The organism is Algoriphagus aquaeductus (assembly GCF_003253485.1).
GTDB lineage: Bacteria > Bacteroidota > Bacteroidia > Cytophagales > Cyclobacteriaceae > Algoriphagus > Algoriphagus aquaeductus.
Window position 1 is genome coordinate 26,052 of the sequence record NZ_QKTX01000006.1, and the last position, 22,534, is coordinate 48,585.

Annotated in this window: 21 protein-coding genes; 5 read left to right on the forward strand and 16 right to left on the reverse strand. The window is 45.2% G+C overall.

Going from position 1 to position 22,534, the window contains the following annotated elements; all coding sequences use genetic code 11:
• The first annotated feature begins 124 nt into the window (after positions 1-124).
• Positions 125-2,776, forward strand: coding sequence for a DUF5686 and carboxypeptidase regulatory-like domain-containing protein (locus tag CLV31_RS09460; protein WP_111392655.1), 2,652 nt, complete (start codon positions 125-127; stop codon positions 2,774-2,776).
• Here CLV31_RS09460 and CLV31_RS09465 read toward each other — a convergent pair.
• From CLV31_RS09465 to ubiE, 15 genes are all read right to left on the reverse strand, one after another.
• Positions 2,757-3,812 (reverse strand): 6-bladed beta-propeller, encoded by a 1,056-nt coding sequence (locus CLV31_RS09465; RefSeq protein ID WP_245943372.1) that lies wholly within the window; start codon positions 3,810-3,812, stop codon positions 2,757-2,759. The genes CLV31_RS09460 and CLV31_RS09465 overlap by 20 nt on opposite strands.
• A 165-nt stretch (positions 3,813-3,977) precedes the next feature.
• Complete coding sequence (locus tag CLV31_RS09470) at positions 3,978-6,155, reverse strand: DUF5916 domain-containing protein (RefSeq protein ID WP_111392657.1); 2,178 nt, start codon at positions 6,153-6,155, stop codon at positions 3,978-3,980.
• A gap of 54 nt (positions 6,156-6,209) precedes the next feature.
• On the reverse strand, positions 6,210-8,603 hold the full coding sequence (locus CLV31_RS09475; protein WP_111392658.1) for an outer membrane beta-barrel family protein: 2,394 nt from the start codon (positions 8,601-8,603) through the stop codon (positions 6,210-6,212).
• A gap of 158 nt (positions 8,604-8,761) precedes the next feature.
• Entirely contained in the window at positions 8,762-9,718 is a 957-nt protein-coding gene (locus CLV31_RS09480) for a calcium/sodium antiporter (protein WP_111392659.1), read from the reverse strand.
• Between the two features lie 90 nt (positions 9,719-9,808).
• A complete protein-coding gene (locus tag CLV31_RS09485) occupies positions 9,809-10,597 on the reverse strand; it encodes a 5'-methylthioadenosine/adenosylhomocysteine nucleosidase (protein ID WP_111392660.1) in 789 nt (262 codons plus the stop codon).
• Entirely contained in the window at positions 10,594-11,898 is a 1,305-nt protein-coding gene (locus CLV31_RS09490) for an NCS2 family permease (RefSeq protein ID WP_111392661.1), read from the reverse strand. The genes CLV31_RS09485 and CLV31_RS09490 overlap by 4 nt, the downstream gene beginning before the upstream one ends.
• Positions 11,899-11,918: 20 nt before the next feature.
• A complete protein-coding gene (locus CLV31_RS09495; RefSeq protein ID WP_111392662.1) occupies positions 11,919-12,269 on the reverse strand; it encodes a PIN domain-containing protein in 351 nt (116 codons plus the stop codon).
• Between the two features lie 88 nt (positions 12,270-12,357).
• Positions 12,358-12,561, reverse strand: a complete 204-nt coding sequence (locus CLV31_RS09500; RefSeq protein ID WP_111392663.1) for a hypothetical protein — start codon at positions 12,559-12,561, stop codon at positions 12,358-12,360.
• Between the two features lie 53 nt (positions 12,562-12,614).
• On the reverse strand, positions 12,615-13,385 hold the full coding sequence (locus CLV31_RS09505; RefSeq protein ID WP_111392664.1) for a 3-ketoacyl-ACP reductase: 771 nt from the start codon (positions 13,383-13,385) through the stop codon (positions 12,615-12,617).
• Positions 13,382-14,824, reverse strand: coding sequence for an oxidoreductase (locus tag CLV31_RS09510; protein ID WP_111392665.1), 1,443 nt, complete (start codon positions 14,822-14,824; stop codon positions 13,382-13,384). The genes CLV31_RS09505 and CLV31_RS09510 overlap by 4 nt, the downstream gene beginning before the upstream one ends.
• Positions 14,821-16,200 carry a glycoside hydrolase family 88 protein gene (locus CLV31_RS09515; protein WP_111392666.1) on the reverse strand — a complete coding sequence of 460 codons (1,380 nt, stop codon included), beginning with the start codon at positions 16,198-16,200 and terminating at the stop codon, positions 14,821-14,823. The genes CLV31_RS09510 and CLV31_RS09515 overlap by 4 nt, the downstream gene beginning before the upstream one ends.
• Entirely contained in the window at positions 16,190-17,602 is a 1,413-nt protein-coding gene (locus tag CLV31_RS09520) for a sodium:solute symporter family protein (RefSeq protein ID WP_111392667.1), read from the reverse strand. The genes CLV31_RS09515 and CLV31_RS09520 overlap by 11 nt, the downstream gene beginning before the upstream one ends.
• Entirely contained in the window at positions 17,599-17,811 is a 213-nt protein-coding gene (locus CLV31_RS09525; protein ID WP_111392668.1) for a hypothetical protein, read from the reverse strand. Before CLV31_RS09525 ends, CLV31_RS09520 begins: the two co-directional genes overlap by 4 nt.
• A 152-nt stretch (positions 17,812-17,963) precedes the next feature.
• Positions 17,964-18,809, reverse strand: coding sequence for a type IX secretion/gliding motility protein PorT/SprT (porT, locus tag CLV31_RS09530; RefSeq protein ID WP_111392669.1), 846 nt, complete (start codon positions 18,807-18,809; stop codon positions 17,964-17,966).
• Positions 18,758-19,480 carry a bifunctional demethylmenaquinone methyltransferase/2-methoxy-6-polyprenyl-1,4-benzoquinol methylase UbiE gene (gene ubiE / locus CLV31_RS09535; RefSeq protein ID WP_111392670.1) on the reverse strand — a complete coding sequence of 241 codons (723 nt, stop codon included), beginning with the start codon at positions 19,478-19,480 and terminating at the stop codon, positions 18,758-18,760. The genes porT and ubiE overlap by 52 nt, the downstream gene beginning before the upstream one ends.
• Positions 19,481-19,601: 121 nt before the next feature.
• Between ubiE and yihA the strand changes: the two genes are divergently transcribed.
• Genes yihA through CLV31_RS09550 form a run of 3 tightly spaced genes read left to right on the forward strand, consistent with a single transcriptional unit; the run spans position 19,602 to position 21,026 of the window.
• Positions 19,602-20,213: a ribosome biogenesis GTP-binding protein YihA/YsxC gene (gene yihA, locus CLV31_RS09540; RefSeq protein ID WP_111392671.1), complete on the forward strand. Its 612-nt coding sequence runs from the start codon at positions 19,602-19,604 to the stop codon at positions 20,211-20,213.
• Between the two features lie 38 nt (positions 20,214-20,251).
• Complete coding sequence (locus CLV31_RS09545; RefSeq protein WP_111392672.1) at positions 20,252-20,674, forward strand: DUF5606 family protein; 423 nt, start codon at positions 20,252-20,254, stop codon at positions 20,672-20,674.
• A 46-nt stretch (positions 20,675-20,720) separates the two neighbouring features.
• Positions 20,721-21,026, forward strand: coding sequence for a hypothetical protein (locus CLV31_RS09550; RefSeq protein ID WP_111392673.1), 306 nt, complete (start codon positions 20,721-20,723; stop codon positions 21,024-21,026).
• Between the two features lie 23 nt (positions 21,027-21,049).
• Here CLV31_RS09550 and CLV31_RS09555 read toward each other — a convergent pair whose 3' ends face one another.
• A complete protein-coding gene (locus tag CLV31_RS09555) occupies positions 21,050-21,229 on the reverse strand; it encodes a hypothetical protein (RefSeq protein ID WP_111392674.1) in 180 nt (59 codons plus the stop codon).
• 108 nt (positions 21,230-21,337) lie between these two features.
• Between CLV31_RS09555 and CLV31_RS09560 the strand changes: the two genes are divergently transcribed.
• Positions 21,338-22,462, forward strand: a complete 1,125-nt coding sequence (locus CLV31_RS09560) for a sugar phosphate isomerase/epimerase family protein (protein WP_111392675.1) — start codon at positions 21,338-21,340, stop codon at positions 22,460-22,462.
• The last annotated feature ends 72 nt before the right edge of the window (positions 22,463-22,534 follow it).

Here is a 22,534-nt window from a genome sequence, read left to right on the forward strand (position 1 = left end):
CCGAAAGGACTTTCCATTTCTTATATTTTCTTAAATGGTGGCGTAGTTTTCTTTTTTGAAAATCGGCAAAAGCAACCAAATCCTACCTTTACTCATCTTTGAAAAGACCTCCTAGACCACTTTTATGACAAGGATTCTTCGTCTCGCATTGACACTTGTGATTTCTGCCTCCTTTTTCATGGCCAATGGACAGGGAATCCGTGGAAAAGTATCGACCCAAGAAGGGGAGCCTTTGGCTTATGCTTCTGTTTTTATCCGAAATCTGGAAGATGGTGTGCCCACCAATGAAAACGGTCTTTATGAATTTAAGCTGAAACCCGGCTTCTATGATGTGGTCGTTCAATATTTAGGATACAAATCCCAAATTCAGACGGTGCAGATTGAATCCTCCTGGGTAGATCTGAATTTCATCCTGGAACCACAGATCTACAACTTAAGGGAGGTAGAGGTCAGGGCTGGCGCTGAAGACCCGGCACTGACGATTATGCGCAAGGCCATTGCCAAGGCGAAATACCATCGTCTCCAGCTTCAGAAGTATGCGATGACCGTGTACTTAAAAGGTACCGGACAACTCACAGACGCTCCTTTTTTCCTCAAGAAAAAGCTGGAAGAAGAAGGGCTCAAGCTGAATGAGGCATATACCTCAGAATCTGTATCGAGAATTACTTTTACTCTTCCGGACAAAGTGGAGGAAAAAGTAATTTCGATCCGAACCAACGGAGACAATCAAGGTACCTCTCCGGCACCCTATATTCAGACTTCTTTTTATCAGGATCAGATCAATGAGATTGTCTCCCCACTTTCCCGATATGCCTTTCAATACTATCAATTCAAATACGAAGGAAGTTTTTTTGACCAGAATGTGATGGTCAGCAAAATTAAGGTGACGCCACGTTCAAGGGGAGAGCGGGTATTCGAAGGATACATCTACATCATCGAGGATCTTTGGGCGATCCATAGTCTTGACCTGAAAACTTCCCTTTTCGGATTTCAGATCCGTGCCAAACAGCAATATGCCCCCGTAGCCGATCATGTATGGATGCCCTTGACCCATACCTATACCTTTGGTGGGAAAATCTTCGGTTTTGCAGGTGAGTTTCAGTATTTGGCTTCTACCCGTGAATATGAAGTCACCCTCAATCCCGACCTCGCCTACAAGCCCCAAATCATAGACGAGAAAATCCAGGAAGTTCCGGATAATGCAGCCAAGTTTTCCAAATCGGTTTCTGCCTTGGAGCAATTGGCAAGCGAAGAGCCCAAAACCAGAAAAGAATATAGAAAGCTCCTCAATGAGTATGAAAAAGAAGTCCTCAAAGAACAGGTTGAGGAGGATAAAAGGGATGTGATCTCCGAGCGAAGCTATAGCGTGGATTCTCTGGCTAAAAAGCGGGGCCTAAGCTATTGGGACAGTATCCGTCCGGTACCCCTCACGCTGAAAGAACTGGAAGGCTATAAACGGGATGATAGCCTTGCGGTGATTGAGGCGGCAAAAGTCAGTGAAGTAGATTCCATCGCGAAAAGGGCCCGAAAAAAATATCAGCCCTTGGATTTTCTAAACGGAGCCTCTTACAGCTTTGGCAAAGGGGTTTCGTTGGGTTTCCGTGAAAACTGGACCAAGCTTTCCTTCAATACCGTGGAAGGCTGGAAAGTGGGGATGGCTCTTTTTTATCGAAAATACGAAGAAGTCAAACTGGCCGATTCGGTCAGCCGGCTTAGAAAAAGCTTCAATATTGAGCCCGAACTCCGCTATGGGTTTTCCAGTCAGCGTTTATACACCAAAGTTGATTTTCGCTGGTCCCATACCCAGCCTACCTCCGGACAGACTTGGGGAATAGAAGGAGGTAGGTTTATCCATCAATTTAATGCTGAAGATCCGATCCAGGAGCAAGTCAATGCTGCTTACTCACTTTTGGTGCGCAAAAATTACATGAAACTTTACGAGCAGGAATATGCCCGTGCGTATTGGTCCCATCGGGTCAATTACGGATTGACCTACCGGGTCAATTTCACCCTGGCTGAGCGACGTAACTTGGAGAATACCTCCAACTACAGCATGTACAACAAACCCGAAAGAGTCTATACCTCCAATCGCCCGGAAAATGTGGAGGCTCGAGAAGATGCATTTTTCAGTCACCGAATTGCCAAACTTCATGGTTCGGTAGAATGGAGGCCCGGCTTGTCCTACACCATCCGAAATGGTCGAAAATCGCCCAATTATGAGCGCTCCCCCCTCATTACTTTTACGTATCAAAAAGCAATGCCCGGTTTGTGGGGATCTGATTTTGCGGCAGACTTTGACCAAATCGAAACCTCAATTCAACATGCCGTGAAATTTGCGGCGAGTGGCAAGCTGGACTTCAATGTCACCGGAGGCACGTTTCTAAATGCCAATCAGGTTTTCTTCCAAGACTTCAAGCACTTTGGAGGCAACCGAACCTTATTTTCCAATATGGGTGCCGCATCCAATTTCAGAGTGATGGACTACTATCGATACAGCACATCAGGCACGTATGTATCGGCGATAGCCCATTATCAGTTCAGGAAATTCCTGTTTACCCAGCTACCGATGCTTCGTTTTTCAGGAGTCAGGGAAAATGTCTTTGTCAATTACCTCAAGACCGAAAACTCCCCTCATTACACGGAGATCGGATATTCACTGGATAATCTGTTCCGCTTTTTCCGGGTGGAATTTGCTGCGGGCTTCGAGAATGGGCAATTCCTTCGCGCTAGGCCACTCTTTGGAATCGCCACCATTTTTAATGTGAATTTTGATTGATTTCCAACGGAAAACGATAAAACACTATTCGTGGATTTCTCTCCAAACCATTCGCCCTATCTCTAAGAATGGAATAATACCGATCTCCTTTAATAGGCCTTGGAATCATTTCATCTGTCATCGCCTGATCAAATAATTTCCTTAAATGAATTAGGGGACGATTGGTTTCTAAATCAATTACTATAAAATAGGAAGAATTGTCATATACAATTCGTAAAAACGCATGGCTATTTGACATCACCACTTGCCACATTCCCAGTTGAACTGTGTTGTCAAATCCAATGAAATGAAGTAGGTATTCTGGGGTCAATCGACCCTCCTGTTTTCTAAAAATCGTATCCGTGTCACTATGCGATGATATATCTCCCCGAATGATTGGCATATAAAAAAGGGGAACACTGCCTACCCGACTTATTATCCTGGGGATTGGATGGATATTTGTGAAATTAGAATGGTAGCTGTAAAGTGGTCTTTCCCAGTTTTTAACTTCAAGGATATTGGGTTCAATTGAGCTTATCATCACCTCTCTAGAATACTCTTTTGTCCCATTTATTGTCTCCTGAACAATGAGTAGGGTATCATTATCGCTATAAAAAGAGATTGGATGACCCGGAAGCTTCCTGCTTGTTGATTCAAATTTTCCGTCAAGGCTATATGTCAGAATAACCATTTTTTGCCAATCTGCCACAAAGACAACATTTTCCTTTTCATCCAAGTGAATCGCATAGGGCATAATATATTCATCTGGACCCTCGCCAAACTCTCCGATTTTCAAGAGAACCATACCGTTGTTGTCAAATTTTAATAGGCCTTGTTTTCTGTCCAAAAGAAGGAAGAAGTTTTGCGAAAAAACCAAGTCTTGGATTAAGGTAAGGGGAGGGTTTCCAGGAACCTCAAGGTTTATAGAGTCGAGTAATTCAAAATCAAATTCTGGTGAATCGCCCTTCAAAAAGGCTGACTTGACTTCTATTATCTTAGTAGAATCATAGGAAAAAGCTTTCTCTTTTTCCCCACAACTCTGTAGAAATATGATCAATAAAACGATTAGTTTTATGTGTGAATTTTGATCGTGGGCTATATTTGATTTAGTCAACAATTTTTTAACAATCAGCTCTTCCCAGTAAACTTTGGCCTTTTAACCACCCCAAGGGTAAGTCATTACTTAGTCGCGAGAAGAAAGTATAAAACTGGAAACCCCAGCCTACACATTCCACCAATAGGTAAATTTCAGCACTACTGAACGATTCTTCACATTAAACGGTGCGGGCAGGTAATTGTCAGTGTAGACCAAAAACAAATCGGAGGCAGGCTTAAACCGCCATTGAAACCGGGTATTCAGGTTAATATTATTGATCTGTTCGTTGTACTGAACAAAGGCTGTAAAAAACACCGTATTGGTCATGGTCACGTCCACCCGTGGGCCGACGAGCCAAAATCGGGTATCCCCCCAAGGTTGGGGTAGATTGATCTGATTGAAATTGGTACTCAGGGCCAAACTCACATAAGGCTGGAATCGGTAACCAAAATCGGTCGTAAAATTGAACCGTTGCCCATCAGCAAAATATCCTCCCACCCGTGAGGTGAAGGCGTAGGTAAAGAGGGACTGTGGTTTGCTCGAGTACTCCAATCCAAAGGCATTCCAAGTATGTTCGGTCCCGGAATCCAGAAATTTTCCTGAGAAATTGGTTGGGTCAAAGGGCCGCTGAAGCTTGACAAAATCATAGGCCACCCATCCCAAGAGATTGCTTTGGCTGCGAAAACGAACATTGTATGTCGCGTATGTGGTGTTGTCCGTCTGCTCTCCTCGGGTGTTGAAGAAAATTGATGTGTTGAAATCAGGACCGTGGCTCAAGATTTTCTCGCTTTTGGGAAACCAGCGGTAGCCGATCATGGGACTGATTCGGTAGAACCCGTTTCGAGGCACAAAGCCCACTTCGGCTGTGTAGTTTTCAGACACATACTCGTGTTGCCAGTTCCAGGTCAGGTTGCCGCTGGCATATCTCAGATTGGCGGCATGTACCAATCCCCTACCCATATTTTCAGGTCCGAATGATTGGAGCAGCATGGCTTTTCCTGTCCACAGGTTATTGGCTGAAGCTAGATTGTATTCCAAGCCTACATTTCGGTTGAATTCAGCATAAACGGGTTTTCCGTCTGTCACCTGATCAGGATCGTATCGAAGGGATTGTTTATTGACCAATATCCCTCCGATATTGGATCTCGCTCCTACTTGGCGCTGAAGGGCCATCACGGTGAAGTTCTGTGCGGGGAGAGCCGATTCAGTTACTTCACCCGTCTGCATATTCATCGCACCGATTCTCCAGTCTTTATTCAACTTTCCACTAAGTCTGGCTCCAAATTGAATCGGCGCATTGAGGCCGATTCTTCGGGAGAAAAATGGCCGGATCGTCGAATAGCCAAATCCTGCGAAAAGATCCCCGTTTTCCAAAAAGAACTGTCTTCTCTCCGGGAAAAAGAGTTCAAATCGATCCAAATTGGTCACTTGCCGATCCACCTCGACCTGGGAAAAATCCGGATTGACCGTCAAGTCAAGATTCATGGAGGAGGTGAGGGAAATTTTGGCATCCACCCCAACTTCCCGGCGATAGACTTCCTTGCCTTCTGCCTGATGGTTTTTGCTGACACCTCCCAACACATAAGGAATCACAGAAATATTGGCTCCGGCATCAGGCGGAGGATTGTCCCACACCAGGGTGCCCGTGTAGGCAAGGGATGCAGATGGAAACTGTCGGGGTACAGGCGCCCAGCCGGATTTTTCCGTGGTTTTTAGATCCAGTCGGGAAAAATTGATCCCCCATTCGGTAATGCCTTTCTTGTATCGGATGGATTTGAATGGGATCGCCGCTTCAAAAATCCATTTGTCCTCGTAGTTTTTCACTTTGGATACCCACTTATTATCCCAACTCAGGTCTACAGCTCCACCATTGTACATCTGCCCGTCCCATTGGGCACCTGCCGCATTTGCGCCAAAGGAAAATCCATTGGTCAGATCTTCAAAGGGATCCATGAAGAGCAGAAAGTTGTCATTTTTTCCGAATGAAAAATCCCGACGGAGCGACTCGACCATGTAGGGTCCATCTACTGCATGATGGTTGATGACGATCAGATAGAGGTGCTTGTCATCATAGGTCATCCGCACATCTGTCTTGACTTTGGCAAAACTGGTATCCATCGGAGTGATCATGAAAAAGTCCGTGGCCACTTCGGCATCTTCCCAGGCTTTTTCATCCATCACCCCGTCCACCCTAATTTCCGAGCTGGCTTTTTGGATGTGCAGGCGATAGGAGGCATTGATTTTTTGGGCAAAACCAACCGAGCAAACTAATAGATAGGCGATAAAACCTAGAAAGAAACGCATACTGGGAGTGATCTGTTTGGGAAGGGCCTTGAAGCTGGGCTTCCGGTTGGGTGATTATTGCTTGATTCGATAAGCAAAGGTAAGGTTAGTCTGTCTCCGGATCATCTGGGATTCACCGATGGTGAGGAAGTTAAACCCCTCTGTGATGTACCGGTTGATTCGCGTATTGAATACATCCGTAATGTTAAGGATTAAAGTCCCTCTTTCCTGAAGGACCCGCTTGCTTGCCGAAAGGTCCATGAAGAAGATTCCTTTCCGTACACCCTGGGCGGTTCGTTGACGGGCTTCATAATTTGCTCTGGCTTGAATATCCCATCCATTTCCAAAGGTAAATCGGGAAGTCTGTCTGAATAACCAAGAGTAGGTGGTTCGGATTTCTGGCTGACCGATATTGCTCGCATCGATGCGTGCATGGAAGAAATTGGCATTGAAGTCCAGTTTCCACCATTCTGTAGGGCGGTAATCTCCACTGAATTCCACCCCGTAGGATTTTTCACCAGTCAGATTGAAAGGGGCTGTTTCGGAGAATCCGTTATCGTTGACCCGGCGGATTCGCTCGATTTTATCCACGGTGTTTCGGAAATAGACGGTCGAGAAGACCGTGGCTCTGTCGAAGTACTTGATGTGTCCCAACTCAAAAGCATCGGTAAATTCCGGGTCCAAATCGGGATTTCCGCTGAAGAAATTTCGTTGATCTGACAGCGTCACATAGGGGCTCAGATCGTTGTAAACAGGTCTTCTCACTCTTCGGCTGTAGCTGAGTTGGAAGGCGTTCTCCTCCGTAATATTATAAGTCAAATGTGCACTTGGGAAGAGATTGGTGTATTTTCGGGGATTTTGGACATTGGTTTCCACCAAGATGGTATTGACATCGGTATGCTCTGCTCTCAGGCCGGCTTGATAGCTCCATTTGCCGGTTTCATTTCCTACAATCCCGTAGGCTGCCAGGATATTTTCGTCATAGAGAAAAATATTGTCCAATCCGGGAATAGTCACAAAGTCCCCCGACTCATTTTTTTCCTGCACGAGGTAGTCATTTTCCATTTCCCGGAAGCTGGTTCTCAAGCCGGTTTCGAATTTACCTTTACTCGCAAAGGGTTTGACATAGTCCATTTGGAGTAGATATTGATTTTCATATTCATCATTCAAGGAAGTTTGAACCAGATCTTTTGCCGGAACAGCGGTGCCTTGAGGAGTGAAGGAATATTCGGTGTAGATCTGATCCGATCGCTCCCAATAGTTCAAATAGGTGAAGGAGGCAGTCAGCTCGTGCCCTTTTTTGCCAAAGTTTCGCTTGTAGTTGATGATGGCTTCTTTATTGGGTTCGTCCTCTGTTTCATCCTGACGGCGAAGGCTGTATCCCAGGTAATTGTTGGTCGTATTGAGGTAATCTTCGTAACGGATATCCAAGATTCGATGGGCATCACTTCTTCTCCAAAGGTAAGAAAGCGTCAGGATGCTGTTTTCGTTGAAGTAATAATCCAAGCCACCCCTGAGGTTGTTATTCAGCGTTTTGAGGTCCAGGGAATTGTTTTGAAGAAGGAGGGAAGTACTCCCGTCTTCATTGTATACTTCCTGGTACAGTTCACTGATTCCCGGTTGCCGACGGGTGGACAGTCCATAGTTAATAAACCAGTTGATCCGCTTGTGGCGATAGTTGAGATTGGTGGTAAAGCCTAAATTGAGCGGATAGCCCGTGATGACCTCAAAAGAGCCATTGAATCCTTGTTTACTGTCTTTTTTCAGGATGATGTTAATGACTCCAGCCATCCCTTCTGCTTCATATCTGGCAGATGGATTGGTGATGACCTCCACGCGCTCGACCATATTGGCCGGAAGCTGCCTCAGTCCGCTGCTGCCTTTGAAGCTGACCAGTCCGGATGGCTTCCCGTCAATCAAAATTCTAACATTGGTGGAGCCTCTCAACCGCACATTTCCTTCCGGGTCCACAGCTACAGAAGGCAGGTTCATCAGAATGTCAGAAGCATTTCCTCCGGCATTGGCGAGGTCTTTTCCCACATTGAAAATCCGCTTGTCCAGCGAAAGTTCCATGATGGTTTTTTCTCCCTGCACGACTACTTCATTGAGATCAGAAGCGGTGGTGGAAAGACTTTGGGAGCCAAGGTCTAGGATTGGATTCTCCCTTGTCAGTGAAAAAGCGGGAGTTTTCACTGCTTCATAACCCATAAATTCCACCAAGGCATAAAATTTCCCCAATGGAAGATCAACCTGATACTTTCCGTTTTCGTCAGAAATACCTCCACCCACCAGGCTGTCTTTTTCGGTGTATACACCTATGGTAGCAAAGGGAAGGGGATCGGTGCTGGTTTTATCCAAAATCACCCCTTTGATTCTTCCCCTTTGCTGAGCAAAAACGGGATTGATCATGGCGAGATACAGTGGAATGAACCCAAAAAGGAGAATGAATTTTTGGAAATTAAGCTTCATAGGTTTGGCTGGACTGGATTAATTCAGAATAAATCCTGCTTAATCGCCTGAAAAATAGAAGGAATTTACATTTTCCCCCTTCTGATTTTTACAAGTGGAAAAAAACAGGGTTCCAACCCTTGATCAGAACCCCGTGATAACATCCGTTTTATTTCACTTTACGACTCCATGCCCACCAAATATCCGGTGTAAAGCAAATATGAGCTTAATAACACAAATGCTTGCCATCTGTCGAGTCTGTGTTTTTTGCCAATAAACATGGCCATAAACAAGAAAATGGTGCCAATACAAAGGATGTAAATATCAGTATTGAAGGAAGTGGTGTAGGCCAGTGGTCTGATTAATCCACTTGCCCCGAGAATAAGCAGGATGTTGAAGATATTGGACCCGACGATGTTACCAATGGCGATATCTGCATTTCTCTTCATCGCCGCTACTACAGAAGTGGCCAATTCGGGAAGAGAGGTTCCTGCTGCCACAATGGTGAGTCCGATGATTTTTTCACTGACTCCAAGGGATTGGGCCATAGCTACCGCATTGTCCACGACCAGTTTTCCACCGCCGACCAATCCTGCCAAGCCGATGATGATCAGCCCCCAGATTTTCAAAGTAGAATAATCTTTGGCTGCGACGACTTCTGCTTCGGGATCGCTTTTCAGTTGGGTAGCCACATAATACAAGAAGGCACAAAACAAAACCAAAAGGATGATTGCATCATATCGGGAAAGCTCCTCTGATTGTGCCAAGAAGTAATTATTTGCAAGAAAAAATAAAATAATAGCAGCTAGAAGAGAGAAGGGAATCTCTTTCCAAACGGTGCTGGACTGGACGGAAAGCGGTACAATAAGACCTGCAATCCCTAGAATCACGAAGAGGTTGAAATTGTTGGAACCGATGATATTGCCAAATACAATATCGGGATAGTTGCCGGAAGCCGCCACGGCATTGACGACCAATTCAGGAGCTGAAGTACCAAATGCAACAATGGTAAGTCCGATCGCCAAATCCGATACATTATTTTTTTTGGCGAGCACAGATGCCCCATCTACCAGCCAATCGGCGCCTTTGACCAGTAATACCAGACCAATTGCAAGGAGAATAAGTTGGAGTACCATAGGGAGTTTTGAGAAGAGAGTTTCTTGATTTTTCGAAAATTTACCTTTTGATAAATTCTTCAAAACTAGGATTAATTATTTGGAATTTGGTTAGAGGAATTCGAGAAGTTTTAGAACCAATCCTGCAGAATTGATAGCAGCAGGTTCTACAAACTGATTGAAATTTACGCGAGCATTTTGGTTGGCGTTGTCGCTGCAGCTCCGAATAACGAGAAATGGCACCCCTACTGATCGGCAAAGGTGGGCTACTGCAGCACCTTCCATCTCTGTGGCGAGCGCTTGATGATTTTGGTAAAGATTTTCCGCCATCTCCTGATCACTTACGAAAACATCCCCAGTAGCAATTCTTCCTAAAAAAACTCTTGGCTTCCTTCCCGATATGGACAAAAAATCAACCTTTCCGGCAGCGAGTTCCGCTTGCTTTAAAAGCTCAGCGTCCGCAGCAATGTACAGCTCATCATGTCGACCCCCGGTGAGCTTTCGAAATGGAGACACCTTAAATCCCGTAGAGTCAATCTGTCCAAAATCAAACTGAACCAGCTCGGTTCCGATGACGATATCGCCAGGCAAAGCCTCGGGATGCAATCCTCCCGCCACGCCAGTGAAAATCAGTTGGGAAGGCTGAAATCGATCCAAAAGAATAGCCGTGCTGTAAGCGGCATTGACTTTTCCCACCCCTGATTTGATGACGACAACTTTCTGACCTTTCAGCTTTCCTTTATAAAAAGTCAAGCCGGATCTTTCTACCTCTTTTTTCCCCTTCATGGAGTCGAGCAGAATGGCGATTTCCTGATCCAAGGCACCCATGATGGCTATGCGTTGTGCGTTTGCTGAAAGGGAACCAATCAGAAAGAACGCGAGAAGGAGTTTTTTGATCATAGCCACAAAAAGAAAAGCGAAAGTACGCTGATCAGGGCTAAAATAGGGTTGACTTCGGATATTTTTCCCGAAGCCAACTTCAACAGGGTCCAGGAAATAAATCCAAATGAAATACCTATGGATAAACTGTAAGTAAAGGGAATTAAAACGATGGTCAGAAATGAAGGCAAGGCTTCCTCCGGTTTTTTCCAGTTGATCTTGGTCAAAGGAATGACCATAAAGGAACCCACCAAGACCAAGGCAATCGAACTTGCGATCGATGGAATAATGGACAGTAGCGGGGAAAAGAACATAAAGGGTAGAAACAGCAGGCCTGCTGTCACCGCAGTAGCTCCGGTTCGCCCGCCTTCCTCTATTCCGACTGCCGATTCGATGTAAGCCGTCCCCGAACTGCTCCCTACCAATCCTGCAAACAAAGTAGCAAAGGAATCAGTCAACAGCGATTTGCGCATGTTTTGGGGATTGCCATCAGGATCTTTTAGTCCTGAAGCTTCTGCCAGCCCAACAAAGGTACTGATCCCGTCAAAAAGAATGGTGAAAGTGAATACAAAGATCACGGGGATGTAGCTGTATTTCAGTGAACCGAGAATATCGGCTTTGCCTACCAAACTAAAGTCAGGCCATGAAAAAAATCCTGTGAAATTGACCAGAGTAGAAACCCCGAAATTGACTGCAGCCGCATCTCCCCACCAGCGTCCAATGGGCCAAGCCAATGCTGTTGTAATCAAGATCCCAAAGATGATCGCTCCGGAAACCTTTCTGATGATTAACGCTCCTGTAATCAGCAGTCCAGCCAAAAAAGTCAGGGTAATCGGATCTTTGAACATGGCCATCCCGACCAAAGTAGCAGGATTGTCAATGATGAAGTGGGCATTCTGAAATCCAATAAAGCAAATGAATAATCCGATCCCTGCCGAAACTGCATGTCGGATAGCAGAAGGAATTGCCTGAATGATTTTTTCACGGGTCTTGAAAACTGAAAGCAGCAAAAAGATCACTCCCGACCAAAAGACTGTTCCCAGTGCTTCCTCAAAACTCAATCCGAAGCCTTTCACAGCGGTGTAGGTAAAAAAGGCATTGATCCCCATGCCCGGCGCCACGACAATCGGATTTTTGGCATATAATCCCATCATCAAGCTCCCAAATGCAGACACCAAAACGGTAGCAGTAAGCACTGCTGAGAACGGCATTCCCGCCTCAGCCAAAATTGCCGGATTGACGATGATGATGTAAAAGCAGGCTAGAAAAGTGGAGATTCCTGCGAGGATTTCGGTTTTGAGGTGGTGGGATTTTGGATACATCAGTAAATGAAGGAATAACACTAATCTAAAGCATTTCTGATTTCCAAAAGAGAATCCGTTTCAATGACTTTGTCATAACTCAAATCCTTCAGCCCGTTTTTCAATTTTTTGTCGCCCGACCATAAATAGCTATTCATATTCAAACTCAAAGCGACAAAAGGAGCATCAAATTCATCGATTTGTTTAACTAGTTGGAACGCCTTCATCCAAGATTCTTCACTGACAGTATCCAAATCAACCCAAGTCACTTTTGACAAAACCAGCTTTTTCAAAAACAAAATATCGCTTTCAGAAAGCTTGGATAGAGAAATCAGTTTTTTGTGATATCGGGCTAATTCCGTGGTCAAAAAATCTGGAGCAAAAAAGCGAATCGATCAAGAGGATCGAGAAGTAAATCTCCGATTTTGCCATTGGGATTAAGTATTGCGCTAAAAATGATATTCGTATCTACGACAATATTCACTTGATGAATCGGGATTTATTTTCCTTCCACCAAGTCGATTTGGATTCTCTTGCCAATTCCTCAATTTCCACGTCAGAAACCATATTTTCCGCACCCATTTCTTTCACTCGGATAAAATCTAGAATCCGCTGCAATCCGCTGAGATCAGTTTTTGAGGAAACCCTGATAATGATTTCTTTTTCAGTACGTTCGATTTGCATAACTCAATTTAGAAAGAATATTGATTTAATCGGCTCAGCCCAAATAAAGTTCCTCAAAGCCGCCCCACCATCATACCTCCGTCTACAGCAATAATTTGTCCGGTCGCATAACTCAAATCTCCCCGGAGAAGGGCCGCTACGATTTTTCCAATATCCTCGGGTTTACCCATTCTTGGCTCTAAGGTCAAGCCTTTTTGGATTCGATCCTGATAGATTTCCTTGACCTTCTCAGTCATATCGGTCTCGATCACTCCTGGCTGAATCTCGAAAACCGGTATCCCAACTTCTGCCAATCGCACCGCAAAAACCTGACTCATCATCGATAGTCCAGACTTAGCCATGCAATAGGCAGCACGATTGGTCGAAGCCAGCTTTGCAGACACGGAAGTGATGGTGACAATGGAAAAATCGGAAGAATCACCTGCTTTTTTCAATTCCAGCATCCAATTGGCAATAGCCTGTGTCAAGAAAAAAGTCCCTCGCAAATTGATATCCATCAGGTGATCAAAGTCCTCTTCAGCTACTTCGAGTACATCTGCCCGAACCCGAGGAGCCACTCCAGCATTGTTGATCAGGAAATTCAGGGATCCAAATTTTTCCTTTATCCCACTTAGAATCATTTCCCGATCAGCCTTTTTGGCAATATTCCCCGGGAAATAGGCCACTCGAACTCCAGTTTTGCGAAGCTCTTCCAAGATATCCTCCACATCAGACTCAGGTCTGACTCCATTCAGGGCCAAGTCGATTCCTTCTTGGGCCAGCTTTTTGGCAATTCCAAGCCCAATTCCCCGCGTGCCTCCGGTAATTAATGCAGTCTTTCTCATTCGCCTTTCAGAGTTTTAAGTTGGTCGTACTCGGGCATGGATTTGTAAAACGGGTCCAACGGAAAACAGCCTGAAATCATGCCGTTTCTCGGTGCGGTAGTGCAGTCGGAAAAGGTGCGGCAGATTTTGCCTCGCTTCAAGCCTTGGCCCGACAAGATATCCGCTGGCATATCCGGATAACTCAACACCATTCGGCCAAAGCCAATAGAGTCCGCCTTTCCAGTTTTCAATACTTCTTGACCAACATTCGGTAGCCATTCCTGCAAATAGGAATACGCCGAACCTACTACGTAAAATTCCGGGAAAGCTTTTTTCAACTGAGCCGTAGCTGCGATCTGACGGGCAACACCATGGAGGGGATCTTCGGGAGGCAAATACCCATCCGAAGGAGGAAACAAGGCCGGGCGCTGAATGTGGGGATTGTAATACGGGCTGCCTGCTGTAGTACAGAGGAGCTCGATGTCCAATTCTTTTAAGACATTCAGAAATGTCGAAGATTCCTCAAAATCTTCTCCTATTCCATTTTCAGATCCCCCAAAAGCGTAGCGATAGGGACTTCCCAGAGCAGGAACTCCCTTTTCTTCCGGGCCTTTTTGAAAAGGTACCCAGTCAAAAATGCTCAGTCGAACCCCAATTTCCAGACCCGGAGCGGCTGCCCGAATTCCGCTAACGATATCTCTCAGAAATCGAGTACGATTCTCAAAGCTTCCTCCATATTTCCCTTCCCGATCATAGGCACTGAGAAACTCATGTCCCAAGTAGCCATGGCAATGCTTGATGTCCACAAAATGGAATCCGGCCTTTTGTGCCAGCACCGCAGCCTTGATGTAATCTGCAATAATCGAATCGATCTCCTCATCGGTCATCAAGGGATAATCCTCTGACAGTCCAAATTTCTTATTCAGAACCGGATGAGGATACAGGATCCTAGGTTCCATGTGCTTTTTGTCATTCGGTTTGCAAAAGCGCCCCGAATGGGTAAGCTGAAGTCCTACTACCAAATCGGACGTTTCTCCAAAATGCTCTTGATGGGTAGTTTGAACCAAGTCAAACAAGTCCACGAATTCAGAGAATGTATCTTCATTGAGCAAAAGCTGATTGGGATTGGCGCGTCCCTCGTGCCGGACAGCCACTGCTTCACAGCCCCAAAGGAGCTTGGCACCACTTAGGGCAAAGTTTTTCCAGCGTCTTTTGGTCAGATCGGTAGGTCTACCGTCTTCCGTGCCATCCCAACCTTCCATGGGTAGGATGCACATGGCATTTCCGATGGTTCTTCCTGATCGGAGAGTATGTGCTTTTCCAAAAGGGGAATTTTCTTCGGAAATCAATTCTGCATCAAAACCCAGCTGAATTCCTTCTTTTTCCAAATGCAGCCCAAACTGCTCAGCCGTTTTCAATTGGGCTACTCTGGGGTATTGGGGTTTGTACTTTCCACTCATGCCGGCACGCAGTTTAAGTAAGTGTAATAAGGTTCCTTATTAGCCATTCGCTGAATGAGCAAGGCCAATTCCCGAGCATGGTAATCTCCCCACATACTGGACTCGCCATGGGCCACTTTACCTTTTTCTGGTACATAGTCCCAGCCATTAGGCTGATGGTAGATCGAGTGCAAAATCAAGCCTTGATGAGATCCTTGAGTAGAAAGATAAGGTTCGGAAAAGAGAACACTGGCCAGTTGAATCCCTGCTTGCTGATAGGTTTTGGCACGCTCGGGATCTGAGGCTGTTAGCCAGTTGCCAATACGGATCAATCCTTGGGCGGCGATGCATGCTGCAGAACTGTCCACCGGTTCGAACCCATTGAATGGATCTGCAGGTCGATTGAGGTAGTCCCCCAATCGGTGAAGATTTGGCGCTCCGGTATCCCAATAGGGAATGCCATCGACAGGAGTATTAGCCAAGTAGAACTCAGATGTTGCGATGGCAGCCTGGGAAAGCTCGGCGATCAGATCTTTTTTGGAAATGACATCGGAATAATCCGACTCTTTGATCTGATCCAAAATCTCCAAAGTCTCTCCCAAACCACAAATAGCCCATGCCAAACCTCTCGTCCAAGTGCTAAAGCCGGTATAGCCTTGTTGGGAATTGGGGCAACGATAATTGCCATCGTTGGTATTGAAGATGATTTCGTGGGCTGTTCGGCCGGAAATATCGTAGCTGTCTCGGCCTTTTCCATAGAAAATCGAAAAGCGAACCGTACTCAACAAATGCTGAACCGCACGCTGAATAAGGGAAATTCGCTTGTCATTTTCTGCCTGAAGTACATGTCCTAGCTGATGTGAAACGACCAAGGCCCGACAGCTGCGAATGGTATCCACAAACAAAGAATGAGGACCATTGAAGGAGTAAATAAATCCTCCACTTGGAATGGTGGTCCAACGGGTAGCCTGTACGGCTCCTGTTACTTTCAGTGCTAGGGTATAAAATTCCTTTTCCCAATCGGAACCCTCAATCTTTCCTTCCAAAATCAGGCGAAGGAGATTTCCATACGTGCTGACATTGTTGAAACCGTGATCATGCACTCCGATGTGAGTCAGGTGAGGAGCCATTTTGGCTACTGTATTTTTTCTGCCTATTTCTAGAAAGTCAGTCTCACCCGTCGCGTCAAATTGCAGAATCGCCGATCCATACTGAAAACCCTGTGTCCATTCAGTCCAGCCTCGGGTGACATAGGTTCCTTTTTCGGTAAAGACAGGAGCCCCTTTGCCCGTATCAAAGGTGGATTCGATGGATCGGATTTTTTGACCCGAAAGCTCCCAGAATCGAGGGAGTTGTTGGTTTACTTTTTCTAAAGAAAGATTGAAATCAAGCTTCATGGGAAGATTTAGAACTGAAATGATGAATAAGCATAAGAATCACAGTGGCAGGAATCAGGATGAGGTACATCGCTGCATCTGTAGGTAATCCCGCAAATCCGGCAGGGACCAATTCGGCCAGCGAAAACACAAAATAAACGAGCGCAAATGCTGATAAAAAAAGGAGTGATTTGGGCGGATGCTTAAACATCACCGCTCCCAAAACCACCGGAGCGATCATGGAAGTACCTGCAAAACTCACTCTTGCCAAAAGCACCAATTCATCGCTCATGTAAGTGGAAAACACCAACACGATGATGGAAAAAACAAAGATGGCAACCTGAGTAATGCGCATGACCTTTTTGTCCGAACCTGTCAGCAATGACCTCAATTCTGTGCCCAAAGCAAAGATCTGAGCATTGGTTGTGGACAAACACGCAGCAAAAAGGCCCACCACAGCCAATGCCGCCACAGGGCTGGCCTGATCAAACAATAAGGCTGCTGAAAGAAACTCAGCGGTTGTGCTATCAGGATACTTCACTGCGCCATAAAGTCCAATAAAGGCTGTGGGAAGGATAACCAAAATGGCAAAAAAGCCTACCGCATAAGCCATTTTATGCACCGACTTGAGGTCTTTCATCACCACCAGTCGCGTGGTAAATTGAGGCTGAGAGACCGGAATCATCACAATCGCAATTGCTGACGCGATCAGAAAAGGACTGCTAAATAGCCCTTTTGGGCCCGGCAAGCTGAGGAGACCTGCATTGGACTCCGTTACTTTCGCAATTCCGGCTTCCAAGCCGCCGGCCATTTGCAAACAAGTGTATCCGATAATCCAGATTACTACCAGCATGATCAATCCTTGGATGGCATCACTGTACATGATTGCCTTAAGTCCGCCAATTTCAGAGTAAACCAGCATCAAAACCACCAAAAGAGACGCCCATCCCCAGCCCGGAATCAAGTCGGGAAAAGCGGCATCCAAGAAAATCGATATCCCACGGATCTGGATGGCTACATAAGGGATCAAAAACAAAAAGGAACTGAGAAACAATAGATAGCCTGCCCACTGGGTTTGAAAGCAATTTTGTACAAATCCCGCCACCCCTTTATAGCCGACTTCTGTTGCTCTTTTTCGAAGCTTATATCCAAACCATAGCAGAAAGAATACCATCAGGGCATCCGAAAGTCCAAGGAAAATCCAAGCACCTACACCATGAACCCGAAAGAAATCCGGCATACCCATAAAGGTAAACGCACTAAACAAGGCGGCCGAAAAGGTCAAAAAACCCAATATCGCTCCAATATTGGAGCCGGCTAACATAAAGTCATCCGAACTACGGTTTTTGCTGTAGGATCTGTAAGAGGCGTATCCCAAAGAAGCCAAAAACAGGGTGAAAAATAGAATCAACCAGCCCGTCATGATTTTGGAGTTTCTTTATGTGGGAAGATTTTGGAGCCCAGAAAAGTGGCCAGTACGACAAAAAGCGTGACCACGAAACTAGACCAAAAGATGAAAGGGATCGAACCAAGACCAGGCGTGGTTTTTTCCTCCTGAAATAGCCAAATAAATGAAATCAAGGTGAGCAGGAATACTGCTAAGGCAAGGAAATGCCAAGGTCTGAGAGTCATGGTTTGGATGCTGGGTTAGTTTGGGAATAGAAAAGCCGAACAGGCTTTTCTGCTTGTTCGGCTTAAAATAGCAATATTCTGGTGGATGACCAGTGTGACTAAAATTCAACCCAGACCTTAGGCTCAGGTTTTTACGGAATCAATTTCGGAGCTTATTGGAAATTGAGGTAAAGTGTAATTCCTTTTCTGCGAATGGAGGAAATGACATCCCTGAACTGAGGGTCGTTTTTTTCTGGTATGTAAAGATTGTTTAGCCCGTGGGAAAACCGTATTTCCGGAGCAAACTTGAAAAACTTGAAATAAACCTCAAAGCCCATTCCTGCCTCGATTGTAAAATCCCGGCCAGAGGTCACAATAGGATCCAAATTGGCTTCATCCTGAGATTTGGTGCGGAATTGATAGCTTCCTCCTCCGATAAAATACATTCGGGTATTGTTAAATCGCTGGGATCGGTATTTGAAGAGGAGGGGTAATTCCACAATAGTCGCTTCATTGACCAATTCTTCGGTTCGATAGCCGAGGTTACTTGCCGCCGGATCAGAATTTGTATTTCCAGTAGTGTTTCCTGATCCCCCTGGTACTGGCGTTGGTGCCGGATTTGGGTTGAGGTTGACATAGTTGAAGTCCACCCGGTACTCATAAAAGGCGATCTTCGGAGTAAACATCAGATTGACTTGGTCGTGAAACCTCAGGATCCCCGTGAACCCCAAAGAAAACCCGGGGGTATATTTGGGGTAAATTGAATAGATCTGATCATTGGGACCGGCAGCCAGGTTGAAGTTGAAATACTGTTCCGAATACCTGATTTGATAGGTAGACGTGTGTGGTGCCAAGAAAAAACCGTAGGAAATCACCTTATCATCCGATCCTGAGGTGCTGGTCATTCCAAATAAACCCTGTGCATGTGCATCAAGCCCCAATCCTAAAAAGGAAAGCAGAAGGAGGATTATTTTTGTCCTACGTAGATGGAGCTGATTCCAAAAGTGAGTGGCTTGCATACGGTGCTGTGAAATCCGACTTTTTTCAATACTGCCAGAAAATCCTCTCCGTCGGGAAAGGCCTGTACAGACTCAGGAAGGTAAGTATAGGCAGAATTGTCTTTGGATACAATTTTTCCCACCTGAGGCAAAATGGTATTGGAATAAAAGGAGTAAGCCTGCTTCATAGGAAAAGCTTTTGGCTTGCTGAACTCCAAAATCACCGTTTTGCCGCCCGGCTTAAGTACCCGATACATGTCTGCCAGCCCCTTTTCCAAATTCTCGAAGTTTCTGACTCCAAATGAAACGATGACCGCATCAAACTTATTATCCTCAAACTGCAGACCCTCCGAATCTCCTAGGTGCATTTCGATCTTGTCCTGAAGACCTCGCTTCACCATTTTCTTTCGACCTTCGGCTAGCATTCCTTCAGAAATGTCCACTCCGATGATTTTGTCAGGATGGAGAGCCAAGGCTTCGATGGCAAAATCCCCCGTTCCTGTAGCAATGTCCAAAATCAGCTTAGGCTGATCTTTTTTGAGCATTTTCACCGCCTTTTTTCTCCAGATAATATCAATACCCAAGCTGAGCACATGGTTGAGCAAATCGTATTTAGGGCTGATGTTGTTAAACATTTCAGCAACCTGTGCCTTCTTGGGGTCTTGCTTATCTTTGTAGGGGACGACGGACATCACGAATCTTCTTTGGTGGCGCAATATTACTACACAAACCCGAGGAATCGAAAAATGTTGAAACCAAAGGCAAAAAGCCCTTCTGAAATAAAAGCGTATTTTTGCCTCGAATAAAAAAGTTATGATCCGAAAAGCAACCTTCCTGATAAGCAATACTGATCCCAAAAAGTGTCCAAAACCCGACCGGGCCGAAATTGCTTTCATCGGACGATCCAACGTAGGCAAGAGCTCATTGATTAACATGCTGACTGGGGTAAAGGAGCTTGCAAAAACCTCTCAAAAACCCGGTAAAACGCAATTGATCAATCATTTCACCATTGATGACCGGTGGTATTTGGTGGATTTGCCCGGTTATGGCTTCGCCAAGGTGAGTAAGGACAAAAAGGTAAAGTGGGAAAAAATGATCAGTGACTACCTGACCAACAGAGCCAACCTTTGCGGGGTGATCGTTTTGATTGACAGTAGATTGGAGCCTCAGATGATCGATTTGGAATTTTTGAATTGGTGTGGGGAAGAAGGTGTGCCCTTTGCCGTGGCTTTTACCAAAGCCGACAAGCAATCCAAAACCCAAACCGACAAAAACGTCAGGACTTTTCTGAATAAACTGGTAGAAATTTTCGGTGAAACTCCGGATTACTTTGTCACCTCAGCAGAAAAGGGTCAGGGAAAAGAAGAGTTGAGCAAATTCCTTTATGAATTGGTGTCTGAATTCGAGGCTGAGGGAAGAAATTGATCGAGAGTCCTATATTTGCAGCCTGAATTAAGAAGAATATGAATTTTAAAGACATTGCAACAGTAGCCGGTAAGCCGGGTTTGTATAAAATCCTCAAACCAACCCGTTCGGGTGTGATTTTGGAATCTTTGGATGAGAAAAAGGCCAAATTGGTGGCGGGTATGTCCATGAGAGTTTCCATCCTGAGTGATATTTCTATCTACACCATGACCGAGGAAGGTGCTGAGCCATTGGAGTCTGTGATGAAAAAAATCGAGGCTGAATACAAAGGCGATACCGGTGTGGACGCATCCTCTTCTGATGCGGAATTGAGAGCCTTTCTGAAGTCTGTCCTTCCCGAATTCGATCAAGAACGAGTATATGTATCCGATATCAAGAAATTAAATGCTTGGTATCAGATCATTCGCAAAAGCATTCCTGAGGTCCTGGAAGAGAGCAACGAAACTGAAAAAGAAGCATAACATGAAGCCCTGAGCAATTCGGGGCTTTTTTCTTATATTTTTCACTATGGTTCAACCCATCGCAAATGAAGCTTTCTCCCTAATCACCAAAGACTTTCAACTTCCGGAAGTCAAGGAGGAATTTTCCGAGGAAAAGGCAATAGAAATTTTGTCCAAAGCCATCAGTCAACTGATGGATCGAAACCTTGAAAGATTGCTTCAAATCTGCTATCGCGTGGATCTTTCCGAAAATAAGTTGAAGCAAATCCTCCACGAATCGGAGCCTGACCAAGTAGCCTCTGATTTAGCCAAAGCCCTTTGGGACCGTCAAAAGCAAAAAGTAGAAATCAGGAGAAAATATTCGGAGGGATAATCATGAATCCCTTTTCTTTGGTTTTAGGTAAGGTCTTTTTCTGCAGAAGAATTTCCCTCCAATAAATCCTCCTTGGATATCCTCCGGATCTTATTTCTGAGAAATGCCTCTAAAAATTCTATGGACTCTACATCCTCGATTTCCAGGATTCCTTTGATGATTTCCAATTTTCTTCCCTGAATCGTTTTTTTACTACTTCGCATTCTTCAAAGATAGCTTAAATAAGTCTTCGATTCATTTTTCACCACTAATCCAGGTCTTGTTTCCTCAGATGAGGTCTTTCTTTTATTTTTAGCAAAAACCCAAAAACCATGGCAAACCCAATATGGATCATGACTTCTGCATTTGACCAGCTCAACCTGGATCAGACCGTAGAGAAAGCAATAGAAATCGGTGTTCAAGGACTTGACCTTTGTGTCTTTAGAAAAGATGGGACCCGGGATGACTTCGTGGCGACGCATCTGGATTATGAAAATTTCGGCCCGGACCAAGCCAAAGCCCTGATCGATCAGTTTAATGGCGCCAATCTTAGACTATCCATTGGTGCATTTGAAAATCTCATCGGTGGCGACCCTATCCATAGAGTCAAAAACCAAAATCACCTGCTACGCCTCATACGTATGGCTTATCTGCTTGGAGGCGATGAGAATGACGTAAAAGTCGGAACCTTCGTGGGATACAATCACGAGCTCGGAAATCAAGACGGTGGATTTGAAAAAAACCTGCTGGAATATCAACGAATATTCGGACCGATCATCCGCTATGCCAATAGTCTTGGGGTGACCGTACTCTATGAAAACTGTCCCATGGAAGGATGGAGAAGCTCCGGCTACACGGGTACTTTCAATAACCTGACCGGAGTACTCGCTGCCCGTAAACTGATGTATGAATTGGTGCCAGAAAAAAATCACGGGGAAATCTACGACCCTTCCCATGACGTATGGCAGCATACTGATCCGGTGGAGGTGATGAAGCATACCGACATGGCCCGCTTAAAGCGTATCCATGTGAAGTCCACCCGAAATGTACCCGATCCTTTCTGGGGTAATATGTACCCGATGCAGCAAATCCGTCCCGAATGGGCCGAAAAACTGGGTGTCAGCTCCAGCAAAAATCCTTGGGATAGACACCATTATGAAGCCACCCTTCCCGGATTTGGACTAGGTGACTCTATGGATTGGAGAGCTTTTGTATCTATTCTAAAGGAAAAAGGGTTTTCAGGTCCCTTTGAAATTGAGAATGAAGCGGTACTTTCCAAGCAGACCGGAAAAATGGGGGCCATCGTCCAAGGCTGCAAAGCGGCTGTTCAAAACCTGGCACCTTTGCTTTGGGAGTTATCCGACGAAGGTTGGACCTATCCTTCCCGAGAATACACTCCCTTAAAGGATCTTCTCAGGACTGATGTTCCGTTGCTGACTATGAATGAATTGGTCTAATTAGTCTTAGGTATTATTTGAAATCATTTAAAAGTTTACGTTGACAGTGTAAACTTTTTTATTTTAGAAAAG